Here is a 20,932-nt window from a genome sequence, read left to right on the forward strand (position 1 = left end):
GGTCGGCACGCAGGGTGCCGATTAGAAATATGTTCCATTATGAGGAGATATACAAATGGCACAGGGAACCGTGAAGTGGTTCAACGCTGAGAAGGGCTTCGGCTTCATCACGCCGGACGACTCCGAGGGCGACGTTTTTGTTCACTACTCCGAGATCCAGACCGGCGGGTTCCGGACTCTTGATGAGAACCAGCGCGTACAGTTCGAGATCGGCCAGGGCGCCAAAGGCCCGCAGGCTACCGGCGTCACCGCGCTGTAACTCGTCCTTACGCAAATAAGTCAGGGCCCCCACTTTGTGCGGGGGCCCTGACTTATTTATTCCTCTGTAAGTGTTGTTCGCCCACGGGTGGGCGCCTAACGCCAGGTGCCGATGCCCACCACCGGACCAGCTTCCAGCCACGAAGATAGCCCAGCGTAGACGTCGAACTTCATCGCAAGGAGCACATCAGCGCCTTCATAGTTCAGCATGACCACTATTGCTCCGGGTTGAATCTGCGCCTTCTCCGCTTCCGTGGGCTGACGCCAGCCCTTCAGCTCAAGAGAGCTGCGCAGATACCGGTGCCGTGGCCGTGGGCTGAGGGAAACCAGCCGTAACCACTCCAGATGCTTGTCGGTATAGCGACAAACCCCCATCCGCCACCCCTTGGAGGGGAGGCGGATGGAGGCGTCGAACGTTCCCAGCGCTGTCCGCAGCTGATACTGCCGGAGGCAGAAAGCACCGACCATTAGCACCAGCAGGGCAAACAGCACCCCGAGCGTGATGAACGTGATACCGATTCCGTCCATCAAGCCAACTGCTACTTCGCGTCTGCGGTCACTGAACCGCCAATTCTGGCATTGTCGGCAACAATCACAACACGGTTGCTGTCCACGGAGAAGAATCCACCGTCGACACCCACCGAGATACGCTCGCCGGAAACCGGCTGAATAGCGAGTTCACCTTCCGCGAGAATTGCCAGCACCGGCGAGTGTCCGGGAAGGATTCCGATCTCACCGTCGGCGGTGCGGGCTTTGACCATGGTCGCCGCACCGGACCACACGAAGTGGTCCGCCGCGACGATTTCAACCTCAAGCTCGGCCATCGGGGCTTACTTTCCGCTCTGCTCTTGGATCCGCGCCCACTGACGCTCGACGTCGTCGAGGCCACCGATGTTGAAGAATGCCTGCTCAGCGATGTGGTCCAGGTCGCCGTTGCAGATCGCGTTGAAGCCCTCGATGGTGTCCTTGATGCTGACGGTCGAGCCCTCGACACCGGTGAACTGCTTTGCGGTGTAGGTGTTCTGCGACAGGAACTGCTGGATGCGACGTGCTCGCGAGACGACAATCTTGTCTTCTTCGGAGAGCTCGTCAACGCCGAGGATGGCGATGATGTCCTGAAGTTCCTTGTTCTTCTGCAGGATCTGCTTCACGCGGACCGCGGTGTTGTAGTGCTCGTGTCCGATGTACTGCGGATCGAGAATACGCGAAGTCGAGGTCAGCGGGTCGATAGCCGGGTACAGACCACGCGATGCGATCTCACGCGAGAGCTCGGTGGTGGCATCCAGGTGCGCGAAGGTGGTGGCCGGAGCAGGGTCCGTGTAGTCATCCGCCGGCACGTAGATTGCCTGCATCGAGGTAATCGAGTGGCCCTTGGTGGAAGTGATGCGCTCCTGGAGGAGGCCCATCTCATCAGCAAGGTTGGGCTGGTAGCCCACTGCGGAGGGCATACGGCCCAGCAGGGTCGAAACCTCGGAGCCCGCCTGCGTGAAGCGGAAGATGTTGTCGATGAAGAGGAGTACATCCTGCTTCTGCACATCGCGGAAGTACTCCGCCATTGTGAGTGCCGACAGCGCAACACGAAGACGCGTTCCCGGCGGCTCATCCATCTGGCCGAAGACCAGCGCCGTGTCCTTGAGGACGCCTGCCTCTTCCATTTCGACCCAGAGGTCGTTTCCTTCACGGGTACGCTCGCCAACGCCGGCGAAGACCGAGGTACCACCGAAGTTACGTGCGACACGGGTGATCATTTCCTGGATCAGAACCGTCTTGCCGACGCCGGCTCCACCGAAAAGTCCGATCTTTCCACCCTTGATGTAGGGCGTCAGAAGGTCGATGCTCTTGATACCCGTCTCGAGCATCTCAGTTGAGCCCTCGAGGGACGCGAAGGACGGAGCCTTGCGGTGGATCGGCCAGCGCTCGGTGATCTCGAGCTGGGATTCCTCAACGTCAAGGGGCTTGCCCAGAACGTTGAAGATGTGGCCCTTGACGCCGTCACCGACGGGAACCGAAATAGCAGCACCCGTGTCCTGCACGATGGTGCCACGGACGAGGCCGTCAGTTGCCTGCAGGGAGATCGCGCGCACCAGGTTGTCGCCCAGGTGCTGCGAGGTCTCGAAGGTGATGGTGTGTGTCTGGCCGTTGAGGGTCACCTCGGTGGTCAGCGCATTGTAGATGGCGGGAATGGCGTCAGCCGGGAACTCGACGTCGACAACCGGGCCGATGACACGGGCAATGCGGCCGGTCGCGCCGGGGGCAACTGAGTCCGTACTGTTCTCAACAGTCTGGGCAGTCATCTCTCTCACTTCATTCGGTAGATGGCGTGGTGCTAATAATAGTGCGGGTGGGATCCCGTAAGGATCCGCGGAGGCCTGCGGTCAGGACGCGCTCAGTGCGTCCGCACCCGCCACGATCTCCGAAAGCTCCTGCGTAATCTCCGCCTGGCGGGCGGTGTTGCGAAGGCGCGTGTACTTTTTGATCAGTTCGGTTGCGTTGTCGCCCGCAGACTTCATGGCGCGCTGGCGTGCCGCCAACTCACTTGCGGCTGCCTGGAGCAGAGCTGCGAAGATCCGTGACTCGATGTACCGCGGAAGCAGTGCATCGAGGACTCTCTCGGGTTCGGGTTCATACTCGTACAGCGGAAGGAAATCCGACTCGCTCGCGGCTTCCTCTTCCACGACCTCCAGTGGCAGCAGTCGGATGACCGTCGGTTCCTGGGTGACCATCGAACGGAAACGCGTGTAGACAACGTGGATCTCGTCCACGCCACCGTCTTCGAAATCCGTTCCAAATTGCTCCAGGAGCACCCGGCCGACCTCGCGGGCGGTGTCGAACTCCGGCGCATCCGTGCCGCCGGTCCACACCTGCTCGTACGGCCTGCGGCGGAAATCGAAATATGCCTGGGCCTTACGTCCGACCAGATAGGTCTTGACTTCCTTACCCTCCTCGTGCAGCAGCTCGATGAGGGATTCTGCCTGCTTCAGCACGGTGGCAGAGTAGGAGCCTGCCAGGCCTCTATCCGCGGTCATGATAAGCACCGCCGCGCGCCGAATCTGCTCCGGCTCGGTGGTCAGCGGGTGATCAATCTCGGACTGCGACGCCACAGCGGAAACTGCACGTGTAATTGCGTTGGCATAGGGCAGTGACGACGACACGCGAGCGCGTGCCTTGCCAATGCGAGAGGTGGCGATCAGTTCCATCGCCTTGAAGATCTTCCGCATCGACGTCGTCGACACGATCTTCTGGCGGTAGACCCGGATCTGGGCTCCCATACTTGTCCTTTCCTTCGTAGTCCCTTCGAAGGCACTACGGCTCAGGCATCGGGCGTTCGCGCGCTGTGCGCGAACGCCCGCACCGTTAGCGCTTCTGCTTGACGATCTTTTCCTGGTCTACAGCGCTCTCATCGAGCGGGCTGTATTCCTCGTGCCCTGCGACAAGACCGTCATGGCCCTCACCGAAGAAGCCCTGCTTGAAGTCCGTGATCTGAGACTTCAGCTCGTCCACGGTTGAGTCTTCGAGCTGGTTGGTCTGTGCCAGCGTGTTCAGCACGGAGGACTTGTGACGCAGGTGCTCGAGGAACTGGGACTCGAACTTGCGGATGTCCTCGACCGGGACGTCGTCCAGGTACCCGTTGGTGCCGGCCCAGATCGAAACGACCTGCTCCTCCACCGGGAAAGGCGCGTACTGACCCTGCTTCAGCAACTCCATGAGGCGTGCGCCACGGGTCAGCTGCTGACGTGACGCCGCGTCCAGGTCCGAAGCAAACATGGCGAAGGCCTGCATGTCGCGGTACTGGGCGAGATCGAGCTTCAACGTACCCGAAACCTTCTTCATCGCCTTCACCTGTGCAGCACCGCCCACGCGGGACACCGACACACCCACGTCAACGGCGGGTCGCTGGTTCGCGTTGAACAGGTCCGACTGGAGGAAGATCTGTCCGTCGGTGATGGAGATGACGTTGGTCGGGATGTAAGCGGAAACGTCGTTAGCCTTGGTTTCGATCAGCGGGAGACCGGTCATCGAACCGGCACCCAGCTCATCGGAAAGCTTGGCACAACGCTCCAGCAGACGGGAGTGCAGGTAGAACACGTCGCCTGGGTAGGCTTCGCGTCCCGGCGGGCGGCGCAGCAGCAATGAAACGGCGCGGTAGGCCTCTGCCTGCTTGGAGAGATCATCAAAGATGATCAGGACGTGCTTGCCGCCGTACATCCAGTGCTGGCCGATGGCGGAACCTGCATAGGGCGCGAGGTACTTGAAGCCGGCAGGGTCGGACGCAGGAGATGCCACGATTGTGGTGTACTCCAGAGCGCCCTTGTCCTCGAGGGTCTGACGAACCGCAGCGATCGTCGACGCCTTCTGCCCGATGGCAACGTAGATGCAGCGAACCTGCTTCTGTACGTCACCGGACTCCCAGTTGGCCTTCTGGTTGATGATTGTGTCGACCGCGATGGCGGTCTTGCCGGTCTGGCGGTCACCAATGATGAGCTGGCGCTGGCCGCGACCGATCGGAATCATCGCGTCGATGGCCTTCAGGCCGGTCTGCATCGGCTCGTGAACCGACTTGCGCTGCGTTACGCCCGGTGCCTGGAGCTCAAGCGCGCGACGCGCTTCCGCCTTGATCTCACCGAGGTCATCGATGGGCTGTCCCAGCGGGTCAACCACGCGGCCGAGGAATGCGTCACCGACGGGAACGGAGAGAATCTCTCCGGTCCGGTGCACTTCCTGGCCTTCCTCGATACCGGTGTAGTCACCGAGGACAACGACGCCGATTTCACGGGTGTCGAGGTTCTGGGCGAGGCCCAGCGTGCCGTCTTCAAAGCGCAGCAGTTCGTTTGCCATGACGGAGGGAAGTCCCTCTACCCTGGCGATGCCGTCACTTGCGGTTGTTACGCGGCCAACTTCGACCCGCTCCGCGTTTCCGGGTTCGTAGGACGCCGCGAACTCGTTCAACGCATTACGGACGTCGTCGGCGTTGATGGTCAATTCGGCCATCTGCAGTCCCTGCTCTCCTGTGTTGTGATCACCGCGGGGAGCGGCGACCGGTGTTGTATTCGTCTGTGTCGAAGCCCGGGAGCTTCAGCGTTGGCCGGCAGCTAGACAGCCATCTTCCGGCGGAGGTCAGACAGGCGGGTTACCGCCGTGGCATCCACCACTTCGTCCCCCACCTTTACGCGAACGCCGCCCACAAGACGTGGGTCCACGGTCACATTGATCTTGAGATCCCGACCATAGAGGGCGTTCAGCCCAGCCTCAAGACGTGCATATTGAGCATCCGACAGCGGACGGGAGACGCTGACGTGCGCAATCCACCGTTCTTGGCGCAGGGCTACAAGCTCAATGAACCGTTCCACCAGTGCGGAAGGCCGGAGTCCGCGTGGCGAGAGAACCGCCTGGCGGATCAGGAGCCGGGCCTCGTCCCCGGCTTCGGGAACGAGCTTCAGTGCAAGGGCCACCTTGGCGGACCCAGCTGCTTGCGGCTCAGACAATGCCCGCTGCAGATCGTGGTTCGATTCAACGACGCGCAGGAAGGAGAAGAGATCATTCTCCAGACCCTCGAGTCCCTGGATCCCCTGTCCCCTGTTCTCCGCCACGGCGATGGCTACGGTCGCAGCAAGTGCTTCCAGTGCATCGCCGAGATCGCGGGGCCTGGCCCAGCGACGGGCAACGAGGTCCCGGACGATCTCCCCGGCTTCCGGTGAGATGCGGCCCGCGAACAGCCGCGTAACAAGAGCAACCTTGTGCTCGCCTTCGCGGTTGGGGTCAGTCAGGGCACGGCGAAGTCCCGCGTTCGAATCGAGTGCATCAAGCACGCCGAAAAGTTCCTCCGCCAACGTCAGCGATGCTGAGCTGAGGCGGGGTTCGAGCTCGAGTCGTGCCGCCGTGAGGGACTGGCTTGATACGCCTGCCATTACTTGGCTGCACCTGCGCTCTGGGTAGCGGACTGCGCTTCCAGGTCAGCGAGGAAACGATCGACGACGCGGCCTGAACGTGCGTCATCGGCCAGGGACTCACCGACGATTCGGCTGGCCAACTCAGTAGCAAGGGTTCCGACCTCAGCGCGCAGCGAGACAGCAGCTGCCTGGCGGTCAGCCTCGATCTGTGTTGCAGCCTGTGCGGAGATGCGGTTGGCCTCGTCAACGGCCTTCGCCTTGAGCTCGGCCAGAATCTGGGCGCCCTCGGCACGTGCTTCCTCGCGAATGCGATTGGCCTCGGTGCGGGCATCCAGGAGTTGCTGCTTGTACTCCTCGCGCGCCGCGTTGGCCTCAGCCTGAGCGGCCTCCGCCTTGGCGATACCGCCCTCAATGGCTTCAGTCCGCTCTGCAAACGTCTTCTCAAACGCCGGCATGACGAACTTGATAACGATGTACATCAGTACAGCGAAGCCTGCGACCGTAACCAGTAATTCCCACAGGTTCGGTGCGAGGGGACTTTCAGCTGCAAGTATGACTGCGCTATCCATGTTTCACCCGTCTTTCTACAACTAATCCGTTGAGATGATCGAAGCGGAACTACGCGCCGATAACGAAGGCGAAGACCAAGCCGAGGATGGCGAGGGCTTCGGTGAGTGCCAGGCCAAGGAAGGCGATTGGCTGCAGCACACGCTGCGCTTCAGGCTGGCGTGCAACACCGTTGATGTACGCGGCGAACACCAGGCCCACACCGATACCACCGCCGATTGCGGAGAGACCGTATCCAATGAGGTTGAGGCTACCCTGTACTTCCATTGTGTTCCTTTCAAGATGCCGCGCTGTGCGGCAGGTTGGTTGGGATCATCCCCAGCGGGGAAGACTTTGTTACTTATTAGTGGGCGTCCGCATGAAGCGCGCCCTCGATGTAGATCGCGGCCAGCAGGGTGAAAACGTAGGCCTGCAGGACCATGATCAGCGCTTCCAGCATGTACATCGCGATAGCGCCACCAAGAACCAGCACGCTAGTTCCCTGCAGAAGAATGTTCCCGGACAGCGCCATGAACTCGATGGCGCTGCCTGCCAGCATCACGATGAGGTGACCGGCCAGCATGGTGGCGAACAGACGGAGGGAGTGCGTTACCGGGCGAACCAGGAAGTTCGAGATGATCTCGATCGGTACGACCAGAGGAAGGATGTACCAGGGCACACCCGAAGGCACCACCGACAGCTTGAAGTAGCGAAGGCCGTGTTTCTTCAGCCCGACCGCGATCCAGAGAATATAGAAGATCGCCGCGATCGCGTAGGCACTGCCCGGGTGCGAGAAACTCGGTATCTGAAGCAGCGGCACGGCACCGAAGATGTTGTTCACCAGGATGAAGAAGAACGCGGTGAAAAGCCACGGTACATACTTCAGGTAATCCCGACCACCGATGATGTCCTTGCCGATGGAGTTGCGCACAAAGCCATAGGCGGCTTCGCCGACAAACTGCAATTTCCCGGGTACCAGCTGCCCTCGGCGCGATGCGACGTAGAAGAAGGCACCAATGAGGACGACTGACAGGATGACGAGCAGCATCTGCTTGCCGAAGCCCGGCGCGAACCATACGCCGTACTCGGTGTTCCACGGCAGGATGTTCGGAGGGTGCGCTTCATCTATCGTGGGAGCGACAAAGCCCTCTTCAGTGGTGGTTTGAGCGGGGAGCGCAAGCGCGATCAACGCGTTTCCTCTCTGCAGTGTCCATCGTTGGGCGTGGTTGAATCGGGCACAGCGTTGCTGCTCCGACGCATGAAGTTATTTGACGTCACTCCGGGGACCTTCCTCCGGACCGTTCTTGCGTTCCGGCGAAGAACCGGAGGCGGAAGGGCTGGAACGAGTGAGGTTGTGCTTGTAGGAAAGGTAGAAACCACCCACGGCACCCAAGAGGCCCCCTGCGAGCACGAGTAAACGCGTTCCCAGGAGATTGTCCAGAGTCAACCCTATCAAACTCCAGACCAGGATCCCGCCAATGATGTAGCTGAAAACGGCCAGCCCAGCGTTATAACCGGCCTCGCCGTATCGCCCGCGGGGATCGGCCTCGGAGCGTTCGTTGCGCGAGTCTTCACCGGCGTCGAACCCACCCTTATGCATGTCCCTCCACCGCCTGCGCGCCGGAGATTCCGCCGCCGTCATAGTCGTTGTACAACTGATGGCGTGCCCGGGCGAAAACGGCTACCTCGACAAGCTGCCACAGGACCACGGCACCCACCGCCGAGCTGAAGAACCACGTGCGGTCGAGCCAGTCCGGAGTGCCAAGGAAGAATAGCGCAACCGCGAACCCGACCACCTTGACGGCGTAGGTCACGATGAAAATTCCCAGCGCCCCGCTTGGATTGGAGCGCCCGACAAAGTGTCCAACAAGCAGGCTGACCGCGAAGAAGAGGGCTACAACAAGATAACCGAAGGCGGCACTGGTTGCTGCACTCTCCCCGTGCACCAGGTATGCCACGACGGCGACGACAAGGAGCGCAGCGCCTGTCACGGTCGCACATCGCACCAGTATGCGCAGCCACAAGGAACCCGTGGGCCCGGATGCGCCGGAGCGCGGGGCACTTGGTGTCTTCATGGGGGTTCCGTTCAAGCTGGAGGAAGGGCGGTGCAGATAGCACCGCCCGCACCTGAAGATTCTACAACACGTAGAACTCTTCTTATCCATGAACCTTTCGGTCACGGAAATAGGGAACCGCTGTAAACGTGGCCAGGAGAAGAACGGCCACGGTGTCGATCACTATCACCAACTGCCAGGGTAGAAACGCGAAGGCTATCCCGCCGAAAGCCAAGACGAAGGTCCATAGATACATCATGGACACCGCGTGCCGGTGTGAGTAGCCGAGGTCGATCAATTTGTGGTGAAGGTGTCCCCTGTCTGCTGACCACGGAGTACGCTTTGCTGCGGTTCTCCTGATAACTGCCAGACCGAGATCCAGCATGGGCACCATCAGGATCGCAATGGGCAGGATGATCGGCATAACTGTTGGTAGACCGTTGGCACGGTCGTAGAGACCGGAGAATATCTGGCCGGTCGCTGCCATACCTGCGGAAGCCATCAGCAGGCCGATGAGCATAGATCCGGAGTCCCCCATGAAGATCTTCGCCGGATGGAGATTGTGCGGAAGAAACCCGAGACAGGCTCCTACCATGAGAGCCATCAGAAGCGTCGCCAGGTCCGAATAGTCAGGGAGAAGCGCGTTCCGTCGCACCCAGTAGGAACACACAAAGAATGCTATGCCGGCGATGACGGCGACGCCTGCGGCTAAACCGTCAAGTCCGTCGATGAAGTTGATGGCGTTCATGGTGACGACGATCAGGAAGACGGTCAAGAGCACCTGAACCACGCGGGATTCGATGGGGAGTGGACCGGTAATGAAGGGCAGTACCGACATCCGGACGCCCCATGCGGCCACGATCGACGCTCCTACTACTTGGCCCAACAACTTGACCCACCATCGGGCGTCATAGATGTCGTCAATCACGCCGACAACCATGATCACAATGGCACCGGCAAGGATTCCCCACGGCGCGACGGTGTCTTTGAAGATTTCCTTCACGAAGTAGGTCTGCGACGCAACCAACAGGGTCACGGCAAATCCTGCAAAGATTCCCAGACCACCCAACCGGGGCACAAGGTCTGAGTGGATGTCCCTGGAGCGAATCGGAGCGTAAACCTTGAACCTCAGCGCGATCCTACGCGCTCCCCAGGTGCTGAAGTAGGAAATGAGGGCAGCCAAGCCCAGCATGAGCAGATAGATCGTCATCTAGCTGAAAACCACGCTCTCATCACAGGCCATCAGCTGATCGTGCGTCAGTCCAACCGTGGCGCTGGCGCCTCGGCCACTGAACACTCGCATGCGTCCATTGTGCCACTGGGGATGAGTCGTACCCCGCAAGAGGGCATTTCGCCCGGCGATTTGCGGTGTGCAACGTCAGGCCGCAATGTCCTTGTAATAGGGTGGACCTGTCTTATGATCGACCGGATCATGCGCCAGATAGCGAGGATTTTTTGCAGAACAAGGTGGCGGTGGCGGCCGTAACATACAACCGGCCCGAAGAAGTGAAGATTCTGCTCGATTCACTCGCAGTCCAGAGCCACGTTCCTACCTCCGTGGTGCTGGTCGACTCAGGATCGGAGGCTGTCGGAGACATCGCCTCCTCCAGCGCCGCACCCGTCACATATGTGCGATCGGAGGCGAATCTCGGCGGCGCCGGCGGATTTTCGCTAGCTATCCTCACCGCTCTTGCATCTGGGGCCGACTGGGTGTGGATCATGGATGATGACGCCCACCCCGAGGACGCCAATGCTCTCGCCGCTCTCTTGGCCGCTGCCAATGAGCGGGATCTCGACGTGATCAGCCCATTGATCGTGGCCCCGGACGAACCTCAAAAATTGTCCTTCCCCTTAAGGCTGGGGGGACACCTGATTCATGACCGCGCCGAAGTTGAACCCATGTCCTTCATTCCCAACATCGCGTCCTTCTTCAATGGAGCGCTCATACGGTCAGAAGTCTTCTTCAAGATCGGCTTGCCTGACCTCCGCCTGTTCATTCGCGGAGACGAGGTCGATTTCATGCTGCGTCTTCGTGCGGCCAAGGTGCCCTTCGGCACTCTTACAACGGTGGCGGTTACGCATCCGCCAGGCTGGAGCGAGGTGAAGTACATTCTCGGTGACCGGATGCACATCCTGGTACCCGAAACGCCCTTTAAGCAGTTCTACTTCTACCGCAACCGGGGGCAACTAACCCGGAAGTATCGTCGGATCAAGTCTCTCGTCGCCGACCTGACGGGTTACCCCATCTACTTTTGGCGAACACGGGACATGCCGGGACTAGTCAAGTGGGCGAGGACCTATGCAGCCGGCTTCCGCGGCCAGGCGTTTGGTCCCCCCGAGAAGCAGGATCATTGAGCTCGGAGGACCGGAGCATGAGCTTCCAGATCGTCATCACTACCTTCAACCGTGCAGGATATCTCCGCCGGTTACTCTCGTCCATCGCTGAGCTCGATCCGGCTCCGGACAAGGTTATCGTCGTGAACAACGCGAGCACGGACGATACGGCATCGGTCATAGCAGACGCGGCTGCTTCCTTGTCCTTCCCATTGATCGAGGAACACCTCGCCGAGAATCGTGGGGGTGCGGGAGGGTTTTCAGCCGGGGTTCAGCGCGCGCTGGATGAAGGTGCGCAGTGGTTGTGGCTCATGGATGACGACGTGGAAGTATTGCCCGGTGCAATTGGCGCCCTTCTGCCGTGGCTCGACGAATATAGCTGCGTCATCGGGCGACGGTATGACTGCAATGGCCAGCCCTTCTTCTGGCAGCACAGTTTCAAGGAGTTTCTCGGAGTCTTCCTTCCTGTCCCTGGCAACGTCTTCAAAGAAAAGGACACCTTCGCCACCAACGTCGGCGTATTCGAAGGGATGGTCGTCGGTGCCTCTGCTGTTCGGAGCGTCGGCCTTCCCGACCCCCGCTTCTTCATTACCTGGGATGACGCTGTCTACGGCTGGCTCATCTCACTTGAACGCCCGGTGGTTTACGTGAATGAATTTACCCTTCGCAAGATACGTCCCCAGAAGCAGATCGACTTCGGGATCCGCCATCTCAACGACTCGAGCGACTTGAGTCGGTTCTACGTGATGAGGAATCGTGGCTACGTCGCCTGCTACTTGCGCGCACACAACAGGTACAACCCCTTGGGATTTGCGCTGGGAACCGCAATTACAGCTGCGAAGGAAATCGTGCGCCTCGTGGCGGTCGAACGCACATTGAGAGGCTTGGGCGCCCTTTGGAGGGGCTGGAGGGCATCCCGAATCCTGCTGAAGGATAGGGATTGGCAGCCTATGCCGCCTGTGACCGTCTAGGGTCAGTTCGATCCTTGAGGAGGCCGGGGTACGTCAACACCCTGCCCGGTAAGGTCCGGGCTCTCGTCCGACGTACTCCCAGCTGCCCCCTCTGCACCTTCCCCGGTTGCATCGGCGTCATCGTCGCGGGTTCCAAGGACAATCCCGGGTACCACTGCGCGTATTTCCTCGAAGGAGATCACGCCTTCGCGAACCACTATGGGCAGGTCACCCGTGGTGTCCACGATGGTCGATGCGCCGGCGTCGGCCGAACGCGCCCCGTCCTCGAGGTACACCTCGACCGCGTCTCCCAACTGCTCGTACGCTTCCGCCGCAGTAGCGGCAGCAGGCTGTCCGGTGCGGTTGGCTGAGGAGACCGCGAGTGGGCCTGTCAGGATGAGCAAATCCAGGGCAACGCGATCATTCGGCATGCGCAGTGCCACGGTCCCGAAGGTGTCGCCAAGGTCCCAGGTCAGGGAGGGCTGGGCATGGCAGATGAGGGTCAGCCCGCCGGGCCAGAACTCCTCTGCGAGCCGGCGTGCCTCAAGACTGATATCGGTCGCCAGTCCGTCCATGGTTTGCAGGCGCGGGATGAGAACGGGCGGCGGCATGCTGCGTCCTCGACCCTTGGAAGCCAGCAGCGTGGCGACAGCCTGCGGAGCGAAGGCGTCGGCGGCGATCCCGTACACCGTGTCAGTAGGAATCACCACGCACTGCTTTGCGGCAAGCGCACGTTGGGCGCGCGCAATGCCCTCACTGCGCTCGGTCGGATCCGAACAGTCGAACGTGTCACTCACGCGAGCCATCCTTTCATTTACTGCCGTCCCATGGCACATCGGTTCGAACGGCCGACGTCGCGCGGTCCCGCTCGGAGAGGTCCTGGTGCGTACGAACTGTCCCCCACAACGGATCCGTCCCCAGGATGCGTGCCAGGGCTGGGGCCTGCACTTCGGCATGCTCCATCACGAAGAAACCCCCGGTTTTGAGGAGGCGGGCGGCTGCGGCGGCGGCGGCCAGCGGCAGGCGCAGCCCGTCGGCGCTTCCTCCGTAGAGCGCAATCTCGGGATCGTGCTCAGCCACTTCAGGCTCCCTCGGAACAGCGTCGGTGGGGATGTAGGGCGGATTGGAGACGACGACGTCGAAGGTTTCGTTCTGCTCTGCAAGCGCTTTTGCGTAGTCGCCCCTGACCAGCGTGACGTTCAGCGGCGCAAGATTGCGTTCAGCCCAGGCAAGAGCGAGATCACTCAATTCCACGGCGAAGACGTCCGCTTCCGGTACTTCCTGCGCAACCGATCCCGCGATGGCGCCGGAACCGGTGCCAAGGTCGGCCACACGGGCGCCGGGAAAGAGCCGGGCGGCATCGATGGCGAGCTGGGCGACGGTCTCCGTCTCGGGCCGGGGAATGAAGACGCCGGGTCCCACTGCGAGTTCCAGTCCGCGGAAGTATGCGACGCCGGTGATGTGCTGGAGGGGAACGCGCTGTGACCGCTCCGCGACGAGCTCGCCGTAACGTTCCGGAGCTGCCGCACCGATCAGGGCAAGTGCACGGACCCTTCCCACGCTCTCCCCCAGCAGGTGCGCCGCAAGCAGCTCCGCGTCAGTCCTGGGACTTGGCACGCCTGCCTCTGCCAACGTCGACGCAGCATCGCGCAGGGCATCGGCGAGCGATTCCATGGTGCTGAGCGCTCCCTACGCGTCGTCGCCGATGGCGTCGAGCCTGGTCTGTTCGTCCAGCTCAATGGCTGACTGCACTACCGGTTCGAGTTCACCATTTATGACCGCGTCGAGGTTGTAAGCCTTGTAACCGGTGCGGTGGTCAGCAATGCGGTTCTCCGGGAAGTTGTAAGTGCGAATGCGCTCCGAACGGTCCATGGTCCGAACCTGGGACTTGCGGATGTCGGAGTTCGCGGCGTCGATCTCTTCCTGCCTTGCGGCGAGGATTCGGGAACGCAATACGCGCATGGCCGCCTCACGGTTCTGCAGTTGCGACTTCTCGTTCTGCATTGCGACGACGATGCCCGTGGGAAGGTGGGTGATGCGAACGGCCGAGTCAGTGGTGTTCACCGACTGCCCGCCGGGTCCCGAGGAACGGTAAACGTCGATCTTGAGGTCGTTCTGGCTGATCTCAACTTCCTCGGGCTCATCGACCTCGGGCAGCACCAGTACCCCGGCGGCGGACGTGTGAATACGCCCCTGCGACTCGGTCACCGGAACGCGCTGTACCCGATGGACGCCGCCCTCAAACTTCAGGCGCGCGTAAACGCCTTCAGCCGGATCATTGGACGATCCCTTGATGGCCATCTGCACGTCCTTGTATCCACCAAGATCGGATTCCGTTGCGGAGATGATCTCGGTCTTCCAACCGCGGGTTTCGGCGTACCGCGTGTACATGCGGAGCAGGTCACCGGCGAACAGTGCAGCCTCGTCGCCGCCTTCACCGCCCTTGACCTCGATGATGACGTTCCTGGCGTCGTTGGGATCGCGCGGAATGAGCAGACGGCGCAGGCGTTCCTGTGCAGTCGCGAGCTGCGCCTCGAGCTCGGGAACCTCGGCAGCGAACTCGGGGTCGTCGGCCATCTCACGGGCAGCTTCGAGATCGTCAGCGAGCGCCTGCCAGCGTGTGTGTGCTTCGACGATGCCGCTCAGTTCGGCGTAGCGCCGTCCTAGCTTTCGGGCAAGTGACTGGTCAGCATGTACCGCTGGATCGGACAGCCGAACCTGCAGATCAGCGTGCTCGTCGAGCAGGCCCTGAATGGACTCAAACATGGCAGACACAACCTCTTTCGGCTCTTTCGAGCCAGTCTAGATTAGGACAATTCCATCGACCCGTAGGCGATCGGTGGCTTAACGCGGGAAGCCGCTCGAGACATGCCGGCCAGGGAGTGGCATCGGGCCTGTCGGAGCGCGGAGCGCGAGTCCGACAGGACGAGTGCCTCCGCGCGCAGGGGCGGGGCCGGCATGTCTCGAACGGCTACTTAGCTAATCGTTGTCGCTCTTCGCTCCAAGCGTGGTCTTCTGGACCTGCATCAGGAACTCAACGTTCGACTGGGTCTCCCGGATCTTGTTGGTGAGCAGCTCAAGTGCCTGCTGCTGCTCCAAACCGGACAGTACCCGGCGGAGCTTCCACATGATCTTGACCTCGTCCGCGGAAAGGAGGTTCTCTTCGCGGCGGGTACCGGACGCGTTCACATCGACCGCCGGGAAGATGCGCTTGTCCGCGAGGTTGCGGGACAGTCGCAGTTCCATGTTGCCGGTGCCCTTGAACTCTTCGAAGATCACTTCGTCCATCTTCGAACCGGTCTCGACCAGCGCCGTGGCGAGAATGGTGAGCGAGCCGCCGTTCTCGATGTTGCGGGCTGCTCCGAAGAACCGCTTCGGCGGGTACAGTGCCGCTGAATCGACACCGCCCGAGAGGATACGGCCCGATGCCGGCGCTGCCAGGTTGTAGGCGCGTCCGAGTCGGGTCATCGAGTCGAGAAGTACGACGACGTCCATGCCCATTTCGACGAGGCGCTTGGCGCGTTCAATCGAGAGTTCGGCAACAGTCGTGTGGTCATCAGCCGGGCGGTCGAAGGTGGAGGCAATGACCTCACCCTTGACGGTGCGCTGCATGTCGGTGACTTCCTCGGGACGTTCGTCCACGAGAACCATCATGAGGTGCACTTCCGGGTTGTTCACCGTGATGGCGTTGGCAATAGCCTGCAGAATCAGGGTCTTGCCGGCCTTCGGAGGTGAGACGATGAGTCCGCGCTGGCCCTTGCCGATCGGTGCCACGAGGTCGATGACCCGAGGACCGATCTTCTTGGGCTCGGTCTCCAGGCGCAGGCGCTCGGAGGGGTAGAGCGGAACCAGCTTCGCGAAGTCAACGCGATCCTTCAGCTCTTCGGGGTTTTTCCCGTTGACAGAGGTCAGACGGACCAGCGCATTGAACTTCTGGCGGGTGCTGGCCTGGGTCTCGCCGTCGCGGGGCGCACGGATGGCACCGACGACTGCATCGCCCTTGCGCAGTCCGTACTTTTTGACCTGTGCCAGCGAAACGTAGACGTCGTTGGCGCCGGGCAGGTAGCCGGAGGTGCGCACGAACGCGTAGTTCTCCAAGACATCCAGGATGCCCGCGACGGGCAGCAGGACGTCGTCATCGGTGACCTCGACGTCGTCGACATCGGGATTCTGGTTACGCCCGCGGCGGCGCTCGTTGCGGTCGCGGAAGCGGGTGTTGCGGTCGTCCTCGCGGTTGTTGCGGTTACGGTTGCGCCGGTTCCGGCCGTTGCCCTCGTCGCGGTCGCCACGGTTGTCCCGGTCGCCACCACGGTTGTCACGGTCGTTGCGGTTATCGCGGTCGTTCCGGTTATCGCGGGTGTCATCGCCGGAGCGGCGCTCATCGTTGGAGCGGCGCTCGTTGCGGTCACGGTTGCGGTCGCGGCGGTCGTTGCGGCGCTCGCCCTGGCCTTCGCCCTGCGAGTCGGCGCTGTCCGTGTTCTCGCTGCCCTGCTGATCGCCCTGCTCGCTTCCCTCAGCGGCAGCGGCTTGTGTACCGGCCTGCGCATCGGAGTCAGCGCGACGGCCGCCGCGACGGCCGTCGCGGCTTCGGCGTCCGCGGTCAGCGGTTTCGGCTTCGGGTGCGGAGGTTTCCTGCGCAGCGCCACCGTCGGATTCAGCGGCGGAGGCCGGAGCTGCGTCGTTCGGTGCATTGTCTGGAGCGGACTGGTCCGTCTTGACGACACCGTCGCTCACTGCACGCCGATTGCGGTTGCGGGTGCGTGTGGGCTTCTCGGCAGGCTCCGATGCCTGCTCCTGCTCGGCAACACCGGAACCGTTCTGTGCGGAAGCGTTGCGCGTTGATTCCTTCGCGGGCGCTGCGTCTTCCTGCGCCGGAGCCGGGGCGGACAATGCCTTGGGGCGGTCCGCTACTGCCGAGCCGCGCTGGTGGTCGGAAATTGCAGCCACAAGGTCGCCCTTGCGCATACGGGAACCCACGGAAATGCCAAGCTGGCCGGCAAGAGCCTGCAGTTGGGCGAGCTTCAGGCCGGCAAGTCCGGAACTTTTGGAAGCTGGTGCGCCGTTCGTTTCGGCGGCTTGGGTATCCACGCCTGTCGGCAGGTCAGTGGTTTGAGTCACGAAGGATTCCTTCCCCCTCGTCGGGCGATCCATCTCTGATGTGGATCGCGGTTTGGTTTGCCCGCCGCCAAGTCGTGAAGAGTTGGAAGCTAAGGTTTTCGGTGCTGACCGGATGCTCTCCGGCATGGCCGAGCGTGCTGAAACCTCAAACCCGGTGCAAAGCAGCGCACGATTTAATGTGCTGCCGCATCAGGTTCTGGGAGGTACACCTGAGATTGAGCCACTGCTGACACACAGGCAGTTTCACGACGGTCACAGAAATGACGGCCAGATCAACAGAAGCACATCTAAATACAGAATTGCCTTCGTGACATCGGTGAGTGATTAAGGTCAACGATTCAAGCTGGCGATTACCGTTGGTGCACCTTCACTTTAGCACCTTCTGTGTCAACGTTCAGCCGAAGAACACGCCAATCAGTGCCCTCTTCCATACCGACGACGATGCGTTCCACCGCGGAGATGACCGCGGCTGCCTGATCCTCCCCGACGGCGAGGGTCATCACGGTGGGACCGGCACCGGAAATCACCGCGGCGAAGCCCTCTGCCCGCAGTGCGCGCATCAGCGTGGCACTGTGCAGCATTGCCTGCGCGCGGTAGTCCTGATGCAGCAGGTCACGGGTCCCGTCGAGAAGGAACTCCGGTGCTGATGTCATGGCATGCACCAGGAGTGCTGCGCGGCCCGCGTTGGAGGATGCGCTGTTGTGCGGCACCGAGGCCGGAAGCAAAGCGCGCGCCGTCTCGGTGGACAACTCACTGGCGGGAATCGCCACAACGGGCACCACATCGGGGTGTACCGGAATGATGGTGCTCTGGTATGCCCGGCCCGTTTCCCAGGACACAGCCAGCGATCCGAGCAGCGCCGGGGCCACATTGTCGGGGTGTCCTTCGAGCGTGGAACACAACTGCAGCACGGCCCGGTCGTCCATTCGCGCGGACTCGGGCAGAAGGGCGTTGGCAGCGAGCACCGAGGAGACAATGGCCGCAGCCGAGGAACCGAGGCCCCGGCCGTGCGGAATGATGTTGCGTGTCTCGATCTCCAGGCCCGGGCTGGAGAAGCCCGCCCGCTCAAGCGTGCCGAGGATGGTGGCGGCGACGAGGTGCGTCTCGTCCTGCGGCAGGGACTCTTCGCCCTCACCGGTTACCGTTACCGTCGTCGTACCGGAGTCGGTGGTGCGCACGAGCACCGAGTCGTAGAGCGTCACTGCCAGGCCGAGGCTGTCAAAGCCCGGGCCAAGGTTGGCGCTTGTCGCCGGAACCTCGACCGACACTTCCTGCCCGGACGCGACCACGGCCGCTGCGGCCACGGCCGGCGCTCCGCTAAGCATCTGCCGGCTGGCCTACGTGGGCGTCGGCAAGTCCGAGGGCGCCTGCAACGCTGACGACGTCGAATTCCACCTTGGTTGGCTCGACATCCGAACCGTCAGCCGCCTTCAGCGCCCACTGCGGATCCTTGAGACCGTGTCCCGTTACGGTGATGACGATGGTCTTGCCCTCGGGAACGTCGCCGGCCGCATGCTTCTTGAGCAGACCCGCCACTCCCGCAGCCGACGCCGGCTCCACGAAGACGCCCTCGCGGGAGGAGAGCCAGCGGTGTGCCTCGAGAATTTCTTCGTCGGTCACTGCCTCGATGAGCCCACCGGATTCATCCCGCGCAGCGATGGCCTGATCCCAGGACGCAGGATTGCCGATCCGGATGGCGGTGGCGATGGTGTCGGGCTCGGTAACCGGGTAGCCCTTCACGAGCGGCGAGGCACCTTCTGCCTGGAAACCCCACATGGTGGGGGTCCTGGTCGAAACCGCCGGCAGCTCACCGGCCGTAGGCGAGGTGTAGGGCTGCGAGTACTCCTTGTAGCCCTTCCAGTAGGCGGTGATGTTGCCTGCATTGCCGACCGGGAGCAGATGATAGTCGGGGGCGTCTCCCAGGAAGTCGACAACCTCGAAGGCCGCCGTCTTCTGCCCCTCGATACGCGCGGGGTTCACGGAATTGACGAGGAACACGGGGTAGGACTCCGCAAGCTTCCGCGCCACCTCAAGGCAGTTGTCGAAGTTGCCGTGAACCTGGAGCAACTCGGCGCCGTGCGCGATGGCCTGGCTGAGCTTGCCCATCGCGATCTTGCCGTCCGGCACCAGCACCGCGCAGGTCAGCCCCGCCTGCGTCGCGTAGGCCGCTGCGGACGCAGAGGTATTGCCCGTGGAGGCGCAGACCACTGCCTTGGCTCCGGCTTCGACGGCTGCGGTGATGGCCATGGTCATGCCGCGGTCCTTGAAGGAACCGGTGGGATTCATTCCCTCGACCTTCAGGTACACGCTGCAGCCGGTGCGTTCGGAAAGCGCCGGTGCATATACCAGGGGTGTTCCGCCTTCACCGAGCGTGATCACCCGGGTGGATTCGGTAACGGGCAACCGGTCAGCGTATTCGCGGATTACTCCGCGCCATTGGTGAGCCATCAGACTCCCTCTACTCGGAGGACCGATGTCACCGCGTTGATGACGTCCAGATCCTGGATGTGTTTCACAGTTGCCGCCAGCGCCGACTCAGCGGCCCGGTGCGTCACGATGCGCAGTTCCGCACTGGCCTCACCGCCGTCGTCCGCAGAGTGGATGGTTTGGCGCATGGTTTCGATCGAGACGCCGTGCTCGGCGAAAAGGTGCGCAATCTTGGCGAGCACGCCAGGCTGGTCAGCCACGTCCAGCCCGATGTAGTAGCTCGTGTTCACCATGTCGATACTGAGCGCAGGAACGTGGCCCGTGGTGGTTTCGGTTCGGCCGGGCCCACCGAGGACCATACGCCGGGCGGCGCTCACCACATCGCCCAGTACGGCGGAGGCGGTCGGAGTGCCGCCGGCTCCCTGGCCGTAGAACATGAGCTCGCCGGCGTTCTCAGCCTCGATGAAGACGGCGTTGAACGCGCCGCGCACAGCGGCGAGGGGATGCTCCCGCGGCAGGAGGGTGGGGTGCACGCGGACGCTGACGCCGTCGTCGCCCGCCTGGTCCTGCAGTAGCTCCGCGATTGCAAGAAGCTTGATGACGAAGCCTGCGTCCTTGGCCGCGGCAATGTCTTCCGCCGAAACCGAGGTGATGCCCTGGCAGTGCACATTTTCCAGTGCAAAGCGGGTGTGGAAGGACAGGGAAGCGAGGATCGCGGCCTTCGATGCGGCGTCGTATCCCTCGATGTCGGCCGTGGGGTCAGCCTCGGCGTAACCGAGTCGCTGCGCGTCAGCCAGGGCATCGGCGAACTGCGCGCCGGTGGTGTCCATCTGGTCGAGGATGTAGTTGGTGGTGCCGTTCACGATGCCGAGGACGCGCGTGATGCGGTCGCCCGAAAGGCTGTCGCGGATCGGGCGCAGGATGGGGATGGCACCGGCGACGGCGGCTTCGTAGGACAGCTGGACGTGGGCGGCATCCGCCCGCTCGTAGAGAGTAGGTCCGTCCTGGGCGAGCAGCGCCTTGTTGCCGCTGACGACGGTTGCCCCGTGGTCGATGGCACGCAGAATCAGGGTGCGGGCCGGCTCAATGCCGCCCATCAGCTCGATGACGATGTCCGCGCCCTCGACCAGGGACTCCGCGTCCGTAGTGAACAGCTCCCGCGGCAGCTCGGCTTCGCGCGGCGCGTCAATCGAACGCACGGCAATACCGGTGAGCTCAAGCCGTGCGCCGATGCGGGCAGCAAGGTTGTCTGCGTCTTCCAAGAGGATCCGCGCAACCTGCGAACCGACGTTTCCGCAGCCCAGCAGGGCAACACGCAGTGTCGCATTGGGAACGGTGGTGTGGGGGGCATTCATCA

At 62.2% G+C, this 20,932-nt stretch carries 23 protein-coding genes; 4 read left to right on the top strand and 19 right to left on the bottom strand.

Annotation, left to right across the window (positions count from 1 at the left end):
* The first annotated feature begins 55 nt into the window (after window positions 1–55).
* Window positions 56–259 carry a cold-shock protein gene (locus AC4D1W_RS04755; RefSeq protein ID WP_026545871.1) on the top strand — a complete coding sequence of 68 codons (204 nt, stop codon included), beginning with the start codon at window positions 56–58 and terminating at the stop codon, window positions 257–259.
* Window positions 260–354: 95 nt separating this feature from the next.
* Here AC4D1W_RS04755 and AC4D1W_RS04760 read toward each other — a convergent pair whose 3' ends face one another.
* The 12 genes from AC4D1W_RS04760 to AC4D1W_RS04815 form a co-directional block, all read right to left on the bottom strand.
* Complete coding sequence (locus AC4D1W_RS04760) at window positions 355–786, bottom strand: DUF2550 domain-containing protein (protein WP_490889154.1); 432 nt, start codon at window positions 784–786, stop codon at window positions 355–357.
* 11 nt (window positions 787–797) lie between these two features.
* Complete coding sequence (locus tag AC4D1W_RS04765; RefSeq protein ID WP_490889156.1) at window positions 798–1,082, bottom strand: F0F1 ATP synthase subunit epsilon; 285 nt, start codon at window positions 1,080–1,082, stop codon at window positions 798–800.
* A 6-nt stretch (window positions 1,083–1,088) separates the two neighbouring features.
* Window positions 1,089–2,552 carry a F0F1 ATP synthase subunit beta gene (gene atpD / locus AC4D1W_RS04770; RefSeq protein WP_490889157.1) on the bottom strand — a complete coding sequence of 488 codons (1,464 nt, stop codon included), beginning with the start codon at window positions 2,550–2,552 and terminating at the stop codon, window positions 1,089–1,091.
* A gap of 81 nt (window positions 2,553–2,633) precedes the next feature.
* Window positions 2,634–3,527, bottom strand: coding sequence for a F0F1 ATP synthase subunit gamma (locus AC4D1W_RS04775; protein ID WP_490889159.1), 894 nt, complete (start codon window positions 3,525–3,527; stop codon window positions 2,634–2,636).
* Window positions 3,528–3,612: 85 nt separating this feature from the next.
* Window positions 3,613–5,247 carry a F0F1 ATP synthase subunit alpha gene (atpA, locus tag AC4D1W_RS04780; RefSeq protein WP_490889160.1) on the bottom strand — a complete coding sequence of 545 codons (1,635 nt, stop codon included), beginning with the start codon at window positions 5,245–5,247 and terminating at the stop codon, window positions 3,613–3,615.
* 101 nt (window positions 5,248–5,348) lie between these two features.
* The gene (locus AC4D1W_RS04785) at window positions 5,349–6,164 is read right to left on the bottom strand and encodes a F0F1 ATP synthase subunit delta (RefSeq protein WP_490897981.1); all 816 of its coding nucleotides are present in this window, start codon (window positions 6,162–6,164) and stop codon (window positions 5,349–5,351) included.
* Window positions 6,164–6,715: a F0F1 ATP synthase subunit B gene (locus tag AC4D1W_RS04790; RefSeq protein ID WP_490889162.1), complete on the bottom strand. Its 552-nt coding sequence runs from the start codon at window positions 6,713–6,715 to the stop codon at window positions 6,164–6,166. The genes AC4D1W_RS04785 and AC4D1W_RS04790 overlap by 1 nt, the downstream gene beginning before the upstream one ends.
* 49 nt (window positions 6,716–6,764) lie before the next feature.
* Entirely contained in the window at window positions 6,765–6,980 is a 216-nt protein-coding gene (locus AC4D1W_RS04795) for a F0F1 ATP synthase subunit C (RefSeq protein ID WP_490889163.1), read from the bottom strand.
* A gap of 76 nt (window positions 6,981–7,056) precedes the next feature.
* Window positions 7,057–7,881: a F0F1 ATP synthase subunit A gene (gene atpB, locus AC4D1W_RS04800; protein ID WP_490889164.1), complete on the bottom strand. Its 825-nt coding sequence runs from the start codon at window positions 7,879–7,881 to the stop codon at window positions 7,057–7,059.
* A gap of 75 nt (window positions 7,882–7,956) precedes the next feature.
* Complete coding sequence (locus AC4D1W_RS04805; protein WP_490889166.1) at window positions 7,957–8,292, bottom strand: hypothetical protein; 336 nt, start codon at window positions 8,290–8,292, stop codon at window positions 7,957–7,959.
* The gene (locus AC4D1W_RS04810; protein ID WP_490889167.1) at window positions 8,285–8,767 is read right to left on the bottom strand and encodes a Cg1360 family ATP-synthase-associated protein; all 483 of its coding nucleotides are present in this window, start codon (window positions 8,765–8,767) and stop codon (window positions 8,285–8,287) included. The genes AC4D1W_RS04805 and AC4D1W_RS04810 overlap by 8 nt, the downstream gene beginning before the upstream one ends.
* A gap of 82 nt (window positions 8,768–8,849) precedes the next feature.
* The gene (locus AC4D1W_RS04815) at window positions 8,850–9,956 is read right to left on the bottom strand and encodes an MraY family glycosyltransferase (protein ID WP_490889168.1); all 1,107 of its coding nucleotides are present in this window, start codon (window positions 9,954–9,956) and stop codon (window positions 8,850–8,852) included.
* Window positions 9,957–10,219: 263 nt separating this feature from the next.
* Here AC4D1W_RS04815 and AC4D1W_RS04820 point away from each other — a divergent pair, with 263 nt between their 5' ends.
* Window positions 10,220–11,101 (top strand): glycosyltransferase, encoded by an 882-nt coding sequence (locus tag AC4D1W_RS04820; RefSeq protein WP_490889170.1) that lies wholly within the window; start codon window positions 10,220–10,222, stop codon window positions 11,099–11,101.
* A gap of 17 nt (window positions 11,102–11,118) precedes the next feature.
* A complete protein-coding gene (locus AC4D1W_RS04825) occupies window positions 11,119–12,051 on the top strand; it encodes a glycosyltransferase (RefSeq protein WP_490889171.1) in 933 nt (310 codons plus the stop codon).
* A gap of 2 nt (window positions 12,052–12,053) precedes the next feature.
* Here AC4D1W_RS04825 and AC4D1W_RS04830 read toward each other — a convergent pair whose 3' ends face one another.
* The 4 genes from AC4D1W_RS04830 to rho form a co-directional block, all read right to left on the bottom strand.
* The gene (locus tag AC4D1W_RS04830) at window positions 12,054–12,827 is read right to left on the bottom strand and encodes an L-threonylcarbamoyladenylate synthase (protein WP_490897982.1); all 774 of its coding nucleotides are present in this window, start codon (window positions 12,825–12,827) and stop codon (window positions 12,054–12,056) included.
* Window positions 12,828–12,840: 13 nt separating this feature from the next.
* On the bottom strand, window positions 12,841–13,704 hold the full coding sequence (gene prmC / locus AC4D1W_RS04835; protein WP_490897983.1) for a peptide chain release factor N(5)-glutamine methyltransferase: 864 nt from the start codon (window positions 13,702–13,704) through the stop codon (window positions 12,841–12,843).
* Between the two features lie 15 nt (window positions 13,705–13,719).
* Window positions 13,720–14,796 carry a peptide chain release factor 1 gene (prfA, locus tag AC4D1W_RS04840; protein ID WP_490897984.1) on the bottom strand — a complete coding sequence of 359 codons (1,077 nt, stop codon included), beginning with the start codon at window positions 14,794–14,796 and terminating at the stop codon, window positions 13,720–13,722.
* A gap of 213 nt (window positions 14,797–15,009) precedes the next feature.
* Window positions 15,010–17,148 (bottom strand): transcription termination factor Rho, encoded by a 2,139-nt coding sequence (gene rho / locus AC4D1W_RS04845; protein WP_490897985.1) that lies wholly within the window; start codon window positions 17,146–17,148, stop codon window positions 15,010–15,012.
* Window positions 17,149–17,188: 40 nt separating this feature from the next.
* On the opposite strand from rho, the gene AC4D1W_RS04850 reads away from it, so the two are divergent.
* The gene (locus tag AC4D1W_RS04850; RefSeq protein ID WP_490889180.1) at window positions 17,189–17,476 is read left to right on the top strand and encodes a hypothetical protein; all 288 of its coding nucleotides are present in this window, start codon (window positions 17,189–17,191) and stop codon (window positions 17,474–17,476) included.
* A gap of 22 nt (window positions 17,477–17,498) precedes the next feature.
* Here AC4D1W_RS04850 and thrB read toward each other — a convergent pair whose 3' ends face one another.
* From thrB to AC4D1W_RS04865, 3 genes are read right to left on the bottom strand one after another with little or no spacing between them, the layout of a single operon-like run.
* Entirely contained in the window at window positions 17,499–18,473 is a 975-nt protein-coding gene (thrB, locus tag AC4D1W_RS04855) for a homoserine kinase (protein WP_490889181.1), read from the bottom strand.
* On the bottom strand, window positions 18,466–19,596 hold the full coding sequence (gene thrC, locus AC4D1W_RS04860; protein ID WP_490897986.1) for a threonine synthase: 1,131 nt from the start codon (window positions 19,594–19,596) through the stop codon (window positions 18,466–18,468). Before thrC ends, thrB begins: the two co-directional genes overlap by 8 nt.
* The gene (locus AC4D1W_RS04865) at window positions 19,596–20,930 is read right to left on the bottom strand and encodes a homoserine dehydrogenase (protein ID WP_490889184.1); all 1,335 of its coding nucleotides are present in this window, start codon (window positions 20,928–20,930) and stop codon (window positions 19,596–19,598) included. The genes thrC and AC4D1W_RS04865 overlap by 1 nt, the downstream gene beginning before the upstream one ends.
* Window positions 20,931–20,932 lie beyond the last annotated feature (2 nt).

This window comes from Arthrobacter sp. TJ-170, assembly GCF_058269305.1.